The organism is Micromonospora tarensis (assembly GCF_016803395.1).
GTDB lineage: Bacteria > Actinomycetota > Actinomycetes > Mycobacteriales > Micromonosporaceae > Micromonospora > Micromonospora tarensis.
In genome coordinates, this window is record NZ_JAEVHL010000033.1 from 26,324 (window position 1) to 39,925 (window position 13,602).

The window sequence follows — 13,602 nt, forward strand, 5'->3', positions numbered from 1 at the left end:
GATCATGCCCCTCACCGACCAGCGCGTCGTGGTCCTCGGCGGAACCTCGGGCATCGGCCTCGCCACCGCCGCCCGGGCAGCCCGGGAGGGCGCCCGGGTCGTGGTGGCCTCCCGTCACCGGCGCAGCGTGGACCGCGCCCTGGCGACCCTGCCGAGCAGCACCACGGGGTACGTCGCCGACCTCGCCAACCCCGCCGACGTCGCCCGGCTGTTCCAGGACCTCGGCCCGTTCGACCACCTCGTCTACACCGCCGGTGAACCGCTCGCGCTGATGTCCGTCGACGCCCTCGACCTCACCGCCGCCCGGACCGCCTTCGACCTGCGCTACTTCGGCGCCCTGTCGGCGGTCAACGCGGCCCTCCCGCTCCTGCGGCCCGGCGGGTCGATCACCCTCACCACCGGCACCGCCAACCACCGGCCGAACCCAGGTTGGTCGGTGGCGGCCAGCATCACCGGGGCGATCGACGCGCTGGTCCGCTCGCTCGCCGTCGAACTCGCCCCGATCCGGGTCAACGCCGTCTCGGCCGGCGTCATCCGCTCACCGCTGTGGGACGCCCTGCCCGAGGACACCAGAGAGCAGATGTACGCCCAGCTCGGCGACTCGCTTCCGCTCGGCCGGGTGGGCGAGCCCGAGGAGGTCGCCGAGGCGTTCGCCTACCTCCTGCGCTCGACCTACGCCACCGGCACGATCGTGACCGTCGACGGCGGCACCCTACTCGCCTGACCCGTGCCGGCCGCCCGCCCAGCGCCGCCGAGACCCGCGCACCTTTCGGGATGGTGGTCCGCCCCGACCCCGAGGCCGCGCCAGCCCTGGCGGCGCGGCCTCGGGCCCGGCGTCAACGCAGCTGTTCGGCCAGCCCGACGATGATGCCCTCCGGGCCACGGACGTAGCAGAGCCGAAAGATGTCCTCGTAGGGTTCCAGCTCACCGACGAGTTCGGCGCCGTGGCGGCGCAGCCGGGCAATGGTGTCCTCGACGTCGTCGACGGCGAACATGATGCGACGGATGCCCAGCGTGTTCGCCGGCGCGTCCCGCGGCTCGCTGCTGATCGCCTTCGGCCTGCTGAACATCGCCAGTTCGACCTTGCCGTGACCGTCCGGGGTGCGCAGCATCGCGACCTCCTGCCGCACGTCGTCGACCCCGATCACCCGCTCCACCCACCGCCCCTCGACCGGCCCTCGCCCCTCCAACTCCATGCCCAGTTCGACGAAGAACGCAATGACAGCGTCAAGGTCCTCGACCACGATGAGGACGTTGTCCATCCGCTGGATCGCCATGCTGGATCTCCTCGTTTGCGGTGCGGTCACAGTCGCCGCATTCTCTCCTGGGACGGAGCCGCCCGGCGTTTCTCGACATCCGCTCAGCGGTCCGGCGTCCCCAGTTCGACGGTGAGGTCTTCCTCGGCGGCCAGCACGGCACCGCCGAACTCCGCCCGGGCGCGGCCACCGCAACGGCCCGGTCGTTGCCCACGGCTGCACCCCGGGATCAACCGGGGTGGCGGAGGCTCGCGCGTGTCAGCCGAGCGGCTCGGGAAGGGGCACCTCTCCCCTGATCGCCTTCTCACTCAGTTCGATGCGCTCAGGGTGGAGTGTGTTCTCTTTCAGCGGGTGGCTGGGCGCGTTGACGCAGCGCTGGCCTGACTGAGCACTGCAGACCGGGCACTGGAGGAAGTAGCCGCTGGACGGCACCAGCTCGACGCCCTGAGCCAGGGCCGATTTGCCGATCTTGACGATGGCCCTGTACAGGTCGTCGTCCTGGTGCCGGGCAGCGGCGGCGGCGGCCTCTCGCATGCCGCTCCAGAACTCTTCGACCGCATCTGGTTCGTCGACGTCAACCCGCATACTCCGGGCTGCCCGCCTTCGATCCGCCTAAACCTCACCATTCCCGGCGCTTCGCCTCGTACTCCCACCAGGTGACGTCGGCAACCGATGACCGCACCGCCAGCCGGGCGAAACGAGTCAGCGCCGCAGGGGCCTCCGGCGACCATCAGGGCGTCCAAGCCTGGTCGGATCGGGCGCGGGTCCTGTCTGGGTCCTGTTGATCAGGCATGATGACGGCATGCCGAGCCCTGTCGATCTTCGGTCGATCCTGCCCGTCGACCTGCCCCTCGTGGAACGGCTGTGGCAGCTGTACCGGCACGACCTGTCTGAGTTCCGGGGCACCCTGCCGGACGACTCGGGCATGTTCACCCGTGGCCGCCTGCCGACCTATCTCCAGGACCCAGCCAGCTCGGGCTACATCATCTGCCAGGACACCCGGCCCGTGGGCTTCGCATTCGTCTCCGGCTCGGAGAGTCAGCCGCTGCGCATCTGCGAATTCTTCGTCGTGCGGGCTGCGCGCGGCTCGGGCGTCGGACGTCTCGCCGCCCGGCAACTCCTCGCCAAGCACACAGGACGCTGGGAGATTCCCTTCCAGGAGGAGAACCCGGCTGCCGCGCGCTTCTGGCGCCGGCTCGCCGCCGAGGTCTGCCCGACCGGCTACCGCGAGGAACGGCGTGCTGTTCCCGGCAAGCCGCACATCCCTCCCGATACATGGTTACTGCTGACGGAGCCAAGGCGTACGGTGGTGGCCCCGTCGGGGTGAAGGCGCTTCCAGGCGGAGAGCTGAGCTTCGATCTGGACGCTGAGCCGCCCTGAGGATCCGCTAGCGTCCCTGCCCACTCTCTTCAGGTGTGGGGTCAATCCCGAGAAACGCGAGTGCCATCGCTCTGCCTCTGGAGGTGCTGAACTCCTGCAGAATTCGATCAATGCGCTCGCCTAGGTCGGCGACCTCGCGCGACTGCGGCCCTGCAACCTCGGCCTCCCACACCCGCCAGTGTGCGAAAGTTTCCAGCCTTACCAGCCGCTCATCGTCGGAGCTGGCGGCAACCTGACTCAGGGTCGCCTCAAGCAAGGTTCGCGCCTCTACCTCGCGGTGCCGCCTGAACAGAAAGTAGGCGTGCCCACGGTTGGCGTAGACCATCTGTCGCCTACCCTCGCTCCTCGCCGTTTCGCCAGCGACCCCCCAGATACCTTCGGAAGCTTCGTTGTAGCCGGTCTCCTCAAGCGCCACCGCGATCACTCGAAGTTCCGCACTCGTGAGGCTGACCTCGTGAGCCCGTATCAGAGACAGAGCTTGCTGAGCCAGTACTTCCATCCTCGTGTGCACGTTCTCCACGAGGTCGCCCGTCGTTATCTCCGCCTTGACCAAACCCTCAAGCAGCTCCGCCAACTCTCCGGTGATCACGGTCAGTCGGAGCCGGTCTGCGCGACGCGCCACTTGATGCCGCTCCAAGATGCCGTAAGCAGCCACCAGGAGCGCGGCGAAGCTGATCGCGAAGCTGAGGAGAGAAAGTTCCACGAACGACCAACCTATGCCCTGACGTCAACTCCGAGCGCTCGGTGGCGGGCGGGGCGAGGCAATGGTGGGGATGCCGGCCCGGGAAGCCGTTGACCGCCTGGAGACGGCACGATCATGGTTCCACGGCCCGCCGGACGACCTCAATCGCAGGTCAGGGCACCTGCCGGCGTCACTTGGCGTTGAAGAGAATGGCGCAGGTCACCGACCTGCAACAACGGTCCGAATAGGGCCTGTGAGCTGCGGAAACTCCTCGCACTCACTCACTCCAACTCACAGGCTCTCTCGGTGGCATGTGCCCAAGATGTGCCCACCGAATGGCCCCGCCAAGTACGGCGGCCCGGACTCGGAGATTGCAGCTCCGGCCGGGCCGCCGCACCCTGGATCGCGCACACGGATACGCGAGCCGGGGCCCAGCGTCGCTGATGGCTGTTGCGTTGCCGCCTATTCTAATCCGGTGCCTCTATCGCCCGACCTGCTGCTCTACCTAGCGACCCGCCCGTGGGAGTTGGGCGACCTGGCGACCTGGCTCGGCGCCACCGCGAACGTCGCTACGGTCATCCTCGCCCTGGCCGCAGCGTTGGTCGGTTACCGGGTCTACAAGGTGGAGTCCGGGCGCGACGCCCGCGCCGAACGCGAGCGCCGCGAGCGGGCTGCTGACGAACGACGGGTGCAGGCATCGCTGATCTCCGTCTGGTACGGGCGCAGCGCCGAGTCCACGCCTCTCTTTGGCCGATCCGGCTGGTCGGCCTACAACTGGGGCGGATGGATCGTCAACGCCTCGGACTCACCGGTCTATGACGCCACGTTGCGGTTCCACCGGCTCAGCACGCCAACCTCGGCCGCCGCCTCGTGGACGAACGGGGTGATCAGGGTAGTGCCGCCCTACCGTGGCGAGTTGCTCGTGTCCGTAAACGGTGAAGCCGCGCCTGACGATCTCACCGACGATGAGCGGAACGGCGACTTGGAGGTGAGTCTGTTGTTCCGCGACGCTGCGGGCCGACGGTGGCTGCGGGACAGGCGCGGCTATCTCCACGAGAAGGGCACCCCCCCTGACCTAATGGCAACAGCGATGGTGCTCGCCTGATCAAGAGCGGAGCCGGGTCCTCCGGGGGAGCTCGGCGGCCGGGTCGGTCGGCCAAATGCCGTCCTGCCGGCGGCGGCACTCAGGCTCCGGGCAGACGCAGTACCAGCCCAGCTCGTCGGACGGGATGCGGTCACCGCCGCAAGTGTGGGTCGACGTGGCCAGGATCCGGGGCATGCACCCGAGGCACGTCGACGGGGACACGTGAGGGGCCGGCCCCGAACTGGCGGCCGGCGTCACGATCGGTCAGAAGCTCTGGCCGGCGCGGAGCGAGTCAGCGAACGCCGCCCACTCGTCGGCGTCGACGACGATCTGCGTCTCCGGCCGCCGCGAGTTCCGAAGGATTCGGTTGCTGTCCTTGTCGATGGCGACCTCCAGGCAGTTCGGGCCGCTGTTGTCGCACCGGTTGGGCTTCACGAACTTGAGCTGCTCCATGGTTCTCCTTCGGTTGTTGTTCCGCCGGCCGTCGGATGCGGCCGGTCGTCGTGCGGGGTGGTTCGAGGGGCCATTCCGAGGGCCTCGCGCGCCCACGCGTCCTGCGCGCAGTCCGTGCCGGGGCATTCGATGCAGCAGCGCCGACCGGCCGCGTGAGCCTTGACGGTGAGCCGGGCGGAGTAGGTGACGTGGGCCCGGTCGACAGGCTCGTCGAGGCGGCTCACCGGGTCGCCCCGTCGGCGGCCTCGGCCAGGACGTCGACGTCGACCAGCAATTCCCAGCACCACGGGGCCGTGCAGTCGGACGACTCCCACGCACACTCCAGCCCGTGCCCCCGCAACCAGACGAAGGCGGGGTCGTCAGAGTCGTGGACGGACACGACCCGGATGTCGTGGTAGGTGTGGCCGGGCTGCCCGGGTGAGATCAGCCAGTCGCCAGGGCGCACGGACACCCGGGTGCCAGCGGCCGGCATGGTCTGGTCGGTCACCGGGCCCACCGGCTCGGAGGCGGTTCGTTGCGGATTCGGCATACCTGCTCAAGCAGCCGGGCCTGCGCGGCTGCCTGTTCACGGGCCTGGATCGCCGGGCCGGCCGGGTCGACCGGCAGGGGGACGGCCGTCAGCCGCCGCCACAGCTTGAGGACGGTGCGCATGCTGTCGCCTCCCCGGTCCGGGGGCGCGGCGATCCTCGCGGCAGCGCTGCAGTCGATCCGCGCCCGGCTCAGTGACCAGGACGGTATGTACGCACACGGACCGCGACGGGGACAGTTTGTCCCCGTGGGACAGCTACCCCTTTACGCCGATGGCGAGCGCCAGGTCCCGCGCGTCCTCACCCACGGTCCCCGGCCGGGACGACAGCTCCAACGCGGCCGTACGCGAGTAGGGGTTGTGCCGGACCGTGTCCACGCTTTCCCGCAACGCCCGGCCGAGCAGGTGCACCGCGGCGACTTCCTCACGGCGCAGCAGATGCGCGCGGGCGGCGTCGATCAGGTGCCCGGCGCGGCGAGTACGCGACGGCAGCGCGGTGTAGTTCGTCGAATCGGCGCGCCGTACCGCCTCCCCAGCGTGGCACAGGTCCGTCTCCAGCGTCACCGCGTACGCCGCGCAGGCTGCTGGCCCGAACATTAGCCACGGGTGCGCGTAGGTGGCGCCCAAGCGGCCAGCGGCGGCGTCGGCGGCGTCCCACGCCCGCCAGGCTTGCCCGTCGCGGCCGGCCTTGGCGTGACCGAGCGCGCGTCCCAGTTGAAGCTGCGCCCACCGCGCGTACTGCTCTGCGCCCGCTTCCCTGTCGACGAACTGCTCGGCGTCGACGAGCACGAGATCGGCGGCGTCGACTTGGTTCGCTGCGCGGTAGACGTGCGCGTAGTACCAGGCCGCGGCGGCAATCGCGTTGGGGTCGTCGGCGTCCTGAGCGGCGTTCATGGCACGGTCGGCCGCCAACCACACCAGTTCCGGGTACGGCTGGTGAGCGACGTACAACTGCGCCAGGTGGTAAACGCGGGCGAGTTCCGCCAGTGCTGTCCGCCGGTCCGTGCCGTCGAGTCGCCGCGACGAGCGTCGGGCGTCGTCGAGAAGCCCTGGCAACACGGCCGCCACTGCAGTGCGTTCGGTGCTGGATCGGTGCCACAGCGCCCACGCCTGATCGACGAGTCCCCGCAGCACGGCGACGGGCACCGGGTCACCGGCCGGCACGGTGGCGCGTTGCATCGACGCAGCGACGTTGTCGACGGCAGGGTGTCCGGCGCGGGTGACCGATGCGACGGGTAGGGACTGGTCGCCGGTCAGCTCGGCCAGGTCGGTGATGTCGAGAACTTCCGCCAGTCGCAGCAGCATGGGTAGCCGCGGCGTGAGTAGGCGTCCGTTCTCCAGGGCCTTGACCCAGTCGGCGCTGCGGCCGACGAGTCCGCCGAGGACGGCGCGGGTCTTCCCGGCGTGTTCGCGATGCGCACGTAGGCGAGTGCCGAAGGTGGTCGGCTCGGTCGTGGCCATGGTCGCTCCCAGGTAGAGGACTGGGCGGCGATCCCGCCGGCCTCTACACCGGCGGGCCGCCATCTCCCACGCTACCGCTGCCGCGCACCACCGTCACGCATCCGAGCACCGGGTCAGCGGGCCGTAACCCGGCCACGGGCCCGGCCCAGGTTGTCGGCCGACAGGACCCCACCGGTCAACGCCTCAGCGAAGTCCGGACCGAGGTTGCGCATCTCGTCGAGGATCTTCTCCAGGCGGTCGATGACCTGGTCCATTATCGGGGCCGGGGTGACCGGCTCCGGGCGGTCGGTGCCGTTGTAGATTGGCGGGGTTCCACCCGGGCATTACGTAACCGCCGTTGTCCATCGCGACGTGCAGGTGGTTGCGGTGCAACGGCAACTGCGTCGGCATCGTGGTCTTCCGACCCCGGGTCACCGCGTAGTCCCGGGTGCCGGAGCGGTGGATCAGCTCCAACAGCTGGCCCTGCCGGGCCATGAAGAACTGCGCCAGGCGGTCCTGGTTGTAGCCCATGAAGTCGACCGCACGCCCGGAGCCGTGCCACAGCGGGTCACCCGGCCGGTACGCGTTCCCGAACGTATACGGGATCCCCGACGCCTTGACCATGGCCATGATCGAGCGCCACACCCCGGAGTCCCCGCGCTGCGCGGACGCGACGACGGCCAGGCCCCCAACGCCGGCGTGACCTTCGACCGCGACGTGCCCCGCTCGCGCCCCGCGAAGGACGCCTGATCGATGTTCGTGCAGCTCAGAGGCCGTGCGCCGCCGCTGATTCTCATTTGGCGTTGAAGTAGCTGGCCTCCGGGTGGTGCACCACTATCGCGTCGGTGGCCTGCTCCGGCATGAGCTGGAACTCCTCGGACAGCTCGACCCCGATCCGGTCCGCGCCGAGCAGGTCCACGATCTTCGCCCGGTCCTCCAGATCGGGGCAGGCCGGGTAGCCGAACGCGTACCGGCAGCCCCGGTAGTCGTTGCGCAGCAGACCGGCCAGGTCCGCCGGGTCGTCGTGACCCAGCGGACGGCCGTCGGGCAGGGTCAGCTCGGCCCGGATGCGCCGGTGCCAGTACTCGGCGAGGGCTTCGGTCAGCTGCACCGACAGCCCGTGCACCTCCAGGTAGTCGCGGTACTCGTTGCGGGCGAACAGCTTCGCCGCGTACTCGCTGACCGGCTGACCCACGGTGACCAGTTGCAACGCGACCACATCGAGCTGGTCGCCCTTGGGCTTGAAGAAGTCCGCCAGGCAGAGCCGCCGCTCCTGCCGCTGGCGGGGGAAGGAGAACCGGACGCGCTCCGCGTGCCCGTTCTCGTCGAGCACCACCAGGTCGTTGCCCTCGGAGTACGCCGGGAAGTAGCCGTACACCACGGCGGCCTCGAGCACCTGGTCGGCGATCAGCCGGTCCAGCCAGTACCGCAGCCGAGGCCGCCCCTCGGTCTCGACCAGCTCGTCGTAGGAGGGCCCGTTGCCGCCCCGGGCGCCGTTGAGCCCCCACTGGCCGCGGAAGGTGGCCCGCTCGTCGAGCAGCGCCGCGTAGTCGGCCATCGGCACGCCCTTGACCACCCGGGTGCCGAGGAACGGCGGGGTGGGCACCGCCACGTCCACTGCCACGTCGGAGCGGACCGAGGAGTCGTGCAGCTCCGGCAGCGACTCGGTGACCATCGACCGCTGCCGTTCCCGGCGGGCGCGGCGGGCCGCGAGCGCCGCCTCCCGCTCCGGGTCGATCACCGGGGCGCCGCCGCGCTTGGCGGTCATCACCTTGTCCATCAGGGAGAGGCCCTCGAACGCGTCCCGCGCGTAGTGCACCTGACCGGGGAACATCGACCGCAGGTCGTCCTCGACGTACGCGCGGGTCAGCGCCGCCCCACCCAGCAGCACGGGCCACCGCTCGGCGACCCCGCGGGTGGCCATCTCGGCCAGGTTCTCCTTCATGATGACAGTGCTCTTGACCAGCAGCCCGGACATCCCGATCGCGTCGGCGCGGTGCTGTTCGGCGGCGTCCAGGATGGCGCTGATCGGCTGCTTGATGCCGATGTTCACCACCTCGTAGCCGTTGTTGGACAGGATGATGTCGACCAGGTTCTTGCCGATGTCGTGCACGTCACCGCGCACGGTGGCGAGCACGATGCGGCCCTTGCCGCCGTCCTCGGTGGTCTCCATGTGCGGCTCCAGGTACGCCACAGCGGTCTTCATCACCTCGGCGGACTGGAGCACGAACGGCAGCTGCATCTGGCCCGAGCCGAACAGCTCGCCGACCACCTTCATGCCGTCCAGCAGGATGTCGTTGATGATCGACAGTGGCGACCGGCCGCCGGCCATCGCCTCGTCCAGGTCGGCCTCCAGGCCGTTGCGCTCACCGTCGATGATCCGCCGCTTGAGCCGCTCGTCCAGCGGCAGCGCGGCCAGCTCCTGCGCCCGGCTGGCCCGCGCACTTGTCACGTCGACGCCCTCGAAGAGCTCCAGGAAGCGCTGCACCGGGTCGTACCCCTCGCGGCGCCGGTCGTAGACCAGGTCCAGGGCGACCTCGCGCTGCTCCTCGGGGATCTTCGACATCGGCAGGATCTTGCTGGCGTGCACGATCGCCGAGGTCAGACCGGCCTGCACGCACTCGTGCAGGAACACCGAGTTGAGCACCTGCCGCGCCGCCGGGTTCAGGCCGAAGGAGATGTTCGAGATGCCCAGGGTAAAGTTGACACCCGGGTAACGGCGGGCGGTCTCCCGGATCGCCTCGATCGTCTCGAGACCGTCGCGGCGGGTCTCCTCCTGGCCGGTGGCGATCGGGAAGGTCAACGCGTCGATCAGGATGTCCGCGCGGTCCAGGCCCCACCGGCCGGTCAGGTCGTCGATCAGGCGCGCCGCGACCCGGACCTTCCACTCCTTCGTCCGCGCCTGCCCCTCCTCGTCGATGAGCAGCGCCACCACCGCCGCGCCATGCTCACGGACGATCGGCATCACCCGCGCATAGCGGGAGTCGGGGCCGTCGCCGTCCTCGAAGTTGACCGAGTTGACCACGCAACGGCCGCCGAGCATCTCCAGCCCGGCCTCGACCACGGCCGGCTCGGTGGAGTCCAGCATGATCGGCAGGGTGGACGCGGTGGCGAACCGGCCGGCCAACTCGCGCATGTCCTGGGTGCCGTCCCGGCCGACGTAGTCCACGCACAGGTCGAGCAGGTGCGAGCCGTCCCGGGCCTGGCTGCGGGCGATCTCCACACAGGCCCGCCAGTCGCCGGCGAGCATCGCCTCCCGGAACGCCTTGGAGCCGTTGGCGTTGGTCCGCTCCCCCACCATCAGCACCGACGCGTCCTGGGCGAACGGCACCGGGTGGTACACCGAGGAGACGCCCGCCTCGTGCCGGGGCTCGCGCGCCGGGGCGACGGCGCCGTGCAACCGCTCGGCCAACACCCGGATGTGCTCCGGGGTGGTGCCGCAACAGCCCCCGATCAGGCCCACGCCGTACTCGGTGATGAACCGCTCCAGGGCCTCGGCCAGCTCCACCGGGGTCAGCGGGAAGTACGCCCCGTCGGCGGTCAGCACCGGCAGGCCGGCGTTCGGCATCACCGACAGCGGGATGCGGGAGTGCTGCGACAGGTAGCGCAGGTGCTCGCTCATCTCGGCCGGCCCGGTCGAGCAGTTGAGCCCGATCAGGTCCACCCCGAGCGGCTCGATCGCGGCCAGCGCCGCACCGATCTCGCTGCCGACCAGCATGGTGCCGGTGGTCTCCACGGCCACGTGACAGATGATCGGGACCGACCGCCCCAGCTCGGCCATCGCCCGCTTCGACCCGATGACCGCCGCCTTGACCTGGAGCAGGTCCTGGCAGGTCTCGATGATCAGCGCGTCCGCGCCGCCGACGATCAGGCCGGCGGCGTTCTCCTGGTACGCGTCGCGCAGGGTGGCGTAGTCGGCGTGCCCGAGGGTGGGCAGCTTGGTGCCCGGCCCGATCGAGCCGAGCACGAACCGGGGCCGATCCGGCGTGCTCGCCGCGTCGGCGGCCTCCCGGGCGATCCGGGCACCCGCCTCGGACAGCTCGCGGATGCGGTGCGGGATGTCGTACTCGGCGAGATTGGCGAGGTTGGCGCCGAAGGTGTTGGTCTCCACACAGTCCGCGCCGACCGCCAGGTAGGCGTCGTGCACTCCACGGACCACGTCCGGGCGGGTGACGTTGAGGATCTCGTTGCACCCCTCCAGCCCGTCGAAGTCGTCGAGCGTGAGGTCCGCGGCCTGCAGCATGGTGCCCATCGCGCCGTCGGCGATGAGAATCCGGTCGGCCAGCACATCCATCAACGAAGTCCGCACCCGTTCAGGTTAGTGCGCGCCCACCGCGCCAAAGGAGCCTCGGCAGGCGATCCCATATTGTGTCACCGGGATCACGCTGTCCGGTTCATTCGGGTATGACCGGCTGCCGGCGTGACCGACCGGCGCGGCCGACCGGCCGCGCCCCCGCCCGGCACGTAGGCTGGCGGACGTGAAGGACAACAGGGACGCCACCGTGCCAACCGGCATGACGACCGGGCGCGGTCCCGGCGCCAGCCGCGACGAGCAGGGTGAGGTGACGGCGTGACCGAGTTCGACGGACTGCCGGTGCTGCGGTCCCCGGTGGCGATCGCCGCGTTCGAGGGCTGGAACGACGCCGCCGACGCGTCCACCGCCGCCGTCGAGCACCTGGAGCAGGTCTGGAACGCCAGGCAGATCGCCGAGTTGGACCCGGAGGACTTCTACGACTTCCAGGTCAGCCGGCCCACCATCACCATGGCCGACGGGGAGACCCGGCGGGTGGAGTGGCCGACGACCCGGTTCATGGTGGCCAGCCCGGAGGGCACCGACCGCGACGTGGTGCTGATCCGCGGCATCGAGCCGAGCATGCGCTGGCGGACATTCTGCGAGCAGGTGCTGGAGATCTGCCACAGCCTGGAGGTGGAACGGGTGGTGCTGCTCGGCGCGTTGCTGGCCGACGTGCCGTACACCCGACCCCTGCCGATCAGCGGCAGCGCCTCCGACGCGCAGGCCGCCGAGCGCTACCAGCTCACCCCCACCCGGTACGACGGGCCGACCGGCATCGTCGGGGTGCTGCACGACGCCTGCACCCGGGCCGAGGTGGACGCCGTCTCGTTCTGGGTGCACGTGCCGCACTACGCCAACAACCCGCCCTGCCCGAAGGCCACCCTCGCCCTGCTGCACCGGGTCGAGGAGGTCGTCGACCTGCCGGTGCCGATGGCCGACCTCGCCGAGGAGTCCGCCGAGTGGGAGCAGCGGGTGCGCAGCGCCGCCGAGCAGGATGCCGAGTTGGGCGAGTACGTCCGCGAGCTGGAGGAACGGGTCGGCGACGAGGGGATCACCCCGTTGACCGGTGACGAGATCGCCCAGGAGTTCGAGAAGTACCTGCGCCGTCGGGGCGGTTCGGCCGGCCCCACCGCCGGTTCCTGGTAGCACCTGCGCCCTGCGGGCCTTCGGACCTTCTGTGGTCCGGGGGCCCGTTTTGGTGTGTCCGGGGTGGCGCCGTCACACCTGCTAGGGCATCCTAGGAACCTAGATGTGATCAAGGAGGCAGCTGTGCAGATCAATCCCGGGGCGGCGGAGTTCCCACACCGACAGATCGCCGCGCAGCTCAAGGCCCAGGTCCGCCGCGGCGACTGGGGGCCGGGCGAGCGGCTGCCGTCCATCCCGGCCATCGCCGAGATGTTCGGCGTCGCCAAGCAGACCGTGCAACGCGCCGTCGACCAGCTGCGGGTCGAGGGCATCCTGATCACCAAACCCGGCTCCGGTACGTACGTCCGGGGCACCCGCCGCCGACTCAACCGCCTCTCCCGAGGCCGGTACGGCGGCTTCCGCGGCTACCACACCGACCTGGCCGCCCGATACCGTCAGCAACTCGTCTCGGTCGGCCGCTCCCCCGCCCCCGCCGAGGTGGCCGACGCGTTCGGGGTGCCCGACGGCACCGACCTGCTCTGCCGCCGGCACCTGGTGCGCACCGACGACTCGCCCGTCGAGGTGGGCGCCTCCTGGTTCCTGCCCCGCGACACCGCCGGCACCTCGCTGGAGCGCACCGAGGCGTTCGGCCGGCCGCTCTACCAGGAGGCCGAGGAGGCCACCGGCCGGCGGTACGTCTCGGCCACCGACACGATCAGCGCCCGCCAACCCAGCCGGGAGGAGGCCGAGACGCTCCAGATCCGGCCGGACACCCCGGTGCTGCACCTGCTGCACATCGCGTACGACGCGAACCGCAAGCCGATCGAGGTGTCCCAGGCGACCTGGCCCGGCCCGATGACCACCCTCACCGAGGAGTACAAGATCCCCGCCCCGACCCCCGACCCAGACCCCGATCCGGGTCTGGTGCTGGGCTGACCGACCCGACCCCGGCCTGCTCTTCCCTGGTTCGAGGAGCGGGCAGGATCACACCGGGCGTCAACGCCGTGATCGACTCGACTTCCTTGACGTCGGTGCATCCCGACCGCCCGGAACGCACGGATTCAAGGAAACCGAGTCGATCACGAGCCGGCCACGGCGCGACAGGACCCGGCAGGGCGGCACGAGCCGCGGGGCTGCCCGGGTGGTCGGTTAGAGGCGGATGCCGAGGAGGGCGTCGACGGTGCTGGCGAAGAGCGCCGGGGCCTGCGGGTCCTCGGTCGCGCCGGCGAGGGTCGCCTCCGCCCACCGGTCCGCCGCCGCCAGGGCACCCGGGGTGTCCAGGTCGTCGGCCAGGCGTTCGCGTACCTCGGCCAGCAGGCGCGGTCCCGGACGGTCCCGGCGGGCGCGGCGGCCGGCCCGCCG

At 70.5% G+C, this 13,602-nt stretch carries 14 protein-coding genes and 1 pseudogene; 5 read left to right on the forward strand and 10 right to left on the reverse strand.

Annotated elements, in window-relative coordinates; genetic code table 11:
- The first annotated feature begins 4 nt into the window (after positions 1-4).
- On the forward strand, positions 5-724 hold the full coding sequence (locus tag JM949_RS10230; protein WP_203148170.1) for an SDR family oxidoreductase: 720 nt from the start codon (positions 5-7) through the stop codon (positions 722-724).
- A gap of 112 nt (positions 725-836) precedes the next feature.
- Here JM949_RS10230 and JM949_RS10235 read toward each other — a convergent pair whose 3' ends face one another.
- Both JM949_RS10235 and JM949_RS10240 read right to left on the reverse strand, forming a co-directional pair.
- Positions 837-1,277: a VOC family protein gene (locus JM949_RS10235; RefSeq protein WP_203148171.1), complete on the reverse strand. Its 441-nt coding sequence runs from the start codon at positions 1,275-1,277 to the stop codon at positions 837-839.
- Positions 1,278-1,514: 237 nt separating this feature from the next.
- Positions 1,515-1,841, reverse strand: coding sequence for a zinc finger domain-containing protein (locus JM949_RS10240; RefSeq protein WP_203148172.1), 327 nt, complete (start codon positions 1,839-1,841; stop codon positions 1,515-1,517).
- 217 nt (positions 1,842-2,058) lie between these two features.
- Here JM949_RS10240 and JM949_RS10245 point away from each other — a divergent pair, with 217 nt between their 5' ends.
- A complete protein-coding gene (locus JM949_RS10245) occupies positions 2,059-2,583 on the forward strand; it encodes a GNAT family N-acetyltransferase (RefSeq protein WP_203148173.1) in 525 nt (174 codons plus the stop codon).
- A 60-nt stretch (positions 2,584-2,643) separates the two neighbouring features.
- On the opposite strand, the gene JM949_RS10250 is transcribed toward JM949_RS10245, so the two are convergent.
- On the reverse strand, positions 2,644-3,339 hold the full coding sequence (locus JM949_RS10250; RefSeq protein ID WP_203148174.1) for a hypothetical protein: 696 nt from the start codon (positions 3,337-3,339) through the stop codon (positions 2,644-2,646).
- 454 nt (positions 3,340-3,793) lie between these two features.
- Here JM949_RS10250 and JM949_RS10255 point away from each other — a divergent pair, with 454 nt between their 5' ends.
- Positions 3,794-4,423, forward strand: a complete 630-nt coding sequence (locus JM949_RS10255; RefSeq protein WP_203148175.1) for a hypothetical protein — start codon at positions 3,794-3,796, stop codon at positions 4,421-4,423.
- Between the two features lie 243 nt (positions 4,424-4,666).
- Here JM949_RS10255 and JM949_RS10260 read toward each other — a convergent pair whose 3' ends face one another.
- The 6 genes from JM949_RS10260 to metH form a co-directional block, all read right to left on the reverse strand.
- On the reverse strand, positions 4,667-4,855 hold the full coding sequence (locus JM949_RS10260) for a DUF397 domain-containing protein (RefSeq protein WP_203148176.1): 189 nt from the start codon (positions 4,853-4,855) through the stop codon (positions 4,667-4,669).
- A gap of 220 nt (positions 4,856-5,075) precedes the next feature.
- Complete coding sequence (locus JM949_RS10265; protein ID WP_203148177.1) at positions 5,076-5,342, reverse strand: hypothetical protein; 267 nt, start codon at positions 5,340-5,342, stop codon at positions 5,076-5,078.
- Positions 5,339-5,506 (reverse strand): hypothetical protein, encoded by a 168-nt coding sequence (locus JM949_RS10270; protein ID WP_203148178.1) that lies wholly within the window; start codon positions 5,504-5,506, stop codon positions 5,339-5,341. The genes JM949_RS10265 and JM949_RS10270 overlap by 4 nt, the downstream gene beginning before the upstream one ends.
- Before the next feature lie 133 nt (positions 5,507-5,639).
- Complete coding sequence (locus JM949_RS10275) at positions 5,640-6,842, reverse strand: helix-turn-helix domain-containing protein (RefSeq protein ID WP_203148179.1); 1,203 nt, start codon at positions 6,840-6,842, stop codon at positions 5,640-5,642.
- A gap of 113 nt (positions 6,843-6,955) precedes the next feature.
- Positions 6,956-7,096, reverse strand: coding sequence for a hypothetical protein (locus JM949_RS10280; RefSeq protein WP_203148180.1), 141 nt, complete (start codon positions 7,094-7,096; stop codon positions 6,956-6,958).
- A 518-nt stretch (positions 7,097-7,614) separates the two neighbouring features.
- Positions 7,615-11,115, reverse strand: coding sequence for a methionine synthase (gene metH, locus JM949_RS10285; RefSeq protein ID WP_238432906.1), 3,501 nt, complete (start codon positions 11,113-11,115; stop codon positions 7,615-7,617).
- 276 nt (positions 11,116-11,391) lie between these two features.
- Here metH and JM949_RS10290 point away from each other — a divergent pair, with 276 nt between their 5' ends.
- Both JM949_RS10290 and JM949_RS10295 read left to right on the forward strand, forming a co-directional pair.
- Positions 11,392-12,261, forward strand: coding sequence for a PAC2 family protein (locus JM949_RS10290; RefSeq protein ID WP_030332815.1), 870 nt, complete (start codon positions 11,392-11,394; stop codon positions 12,259-12,261).
- 123 nt (positions 12,262-12,384) lie between these two features.
- Complete coding sequence (locus JM949_RS10295; protein ID WP_203148182.1) at positions 12,385-13,176, forward strand: GntR family transcriptional regulator; 792 nt, start codon at positions 12,385-12,387, stop codon at positions 13,174-13,176.
- 213 nt (positions 13,177-13,389) lie between these two features.
- Here the strand turns inward: JM949_RS10295 and JM949_RS10300 are convergent.
- Positions 13,390-13,602, reverse strand: a pseudogene (locus tag JM949_RS10300) (cysteine--1-D-myo-inosityl 2-amino-2-deoxy-alpha-D-glucopyranoside ligase); the annotation flags it as partial.

Coding starts and splice junctions, on each gene's coding strand:
- metH (WP_238432906.1), bottom strand. CDS start 11,115: ATGGATGTGCTGGCCGACCGGATTCTCATCGCCGACGGCGCGATGGGC.
- JM949_RS10280 (WP_203148180.1), bottom strand. CDS start 7,096: ATGGACCAGGTCATCGACCGCCTGGAGAAGATCCTCGACGAGATGCGC.
- JM949_RS10240 (WP_203148172.1), bottom strand. CDS start 1,841: ATGCGGGTTGACGTCGACGAACCAGATGCGGTCGAAGAGTTCTGGAGC.
- JM949_RS10245 (WP_203148173.1), top strand. CDS start 2,059: ATGCCGAGCCCTGTCGATCTTCGGTCGATCCTGCCCGTCGACCTGCCC.
- JM949_RS10275 (WP_203148179.1), bottom strand. CDS start 6,842: ATGGCCACGACCGAGCCGACCACCTTCGGCACTCGCCTACGTGCGCAT.
- JM949_RS10270 (WP_203148178.1), bottom strand. CDS start 5,506: ATGCGCACCGTCCTCAAGCTGTGGCGGCGGCTGACGGCCGTCCCCCTG.
- JM949_RS10260 (WP_203148176.1), bottom strand. CDS start 4,855: ATGGAGCAGCTCAAGTTCGTGAAGCCCAACCGGTGCGACAACAGCGGC.
- JM949_RS10230 (WP_203148170.1), top strand. CDS start 5: ATGCCCCTCACCGACCAGCGCGTCGTGGTCCTCGGCGGAACCTCGGGC.
- JM949_RS10235 (WP_203148171.1), bottom strand. CDS start 1,277: ATGGCGATCCAGCGGATGGACAACGTCCTCATCGTGGTCGAGGACCTT.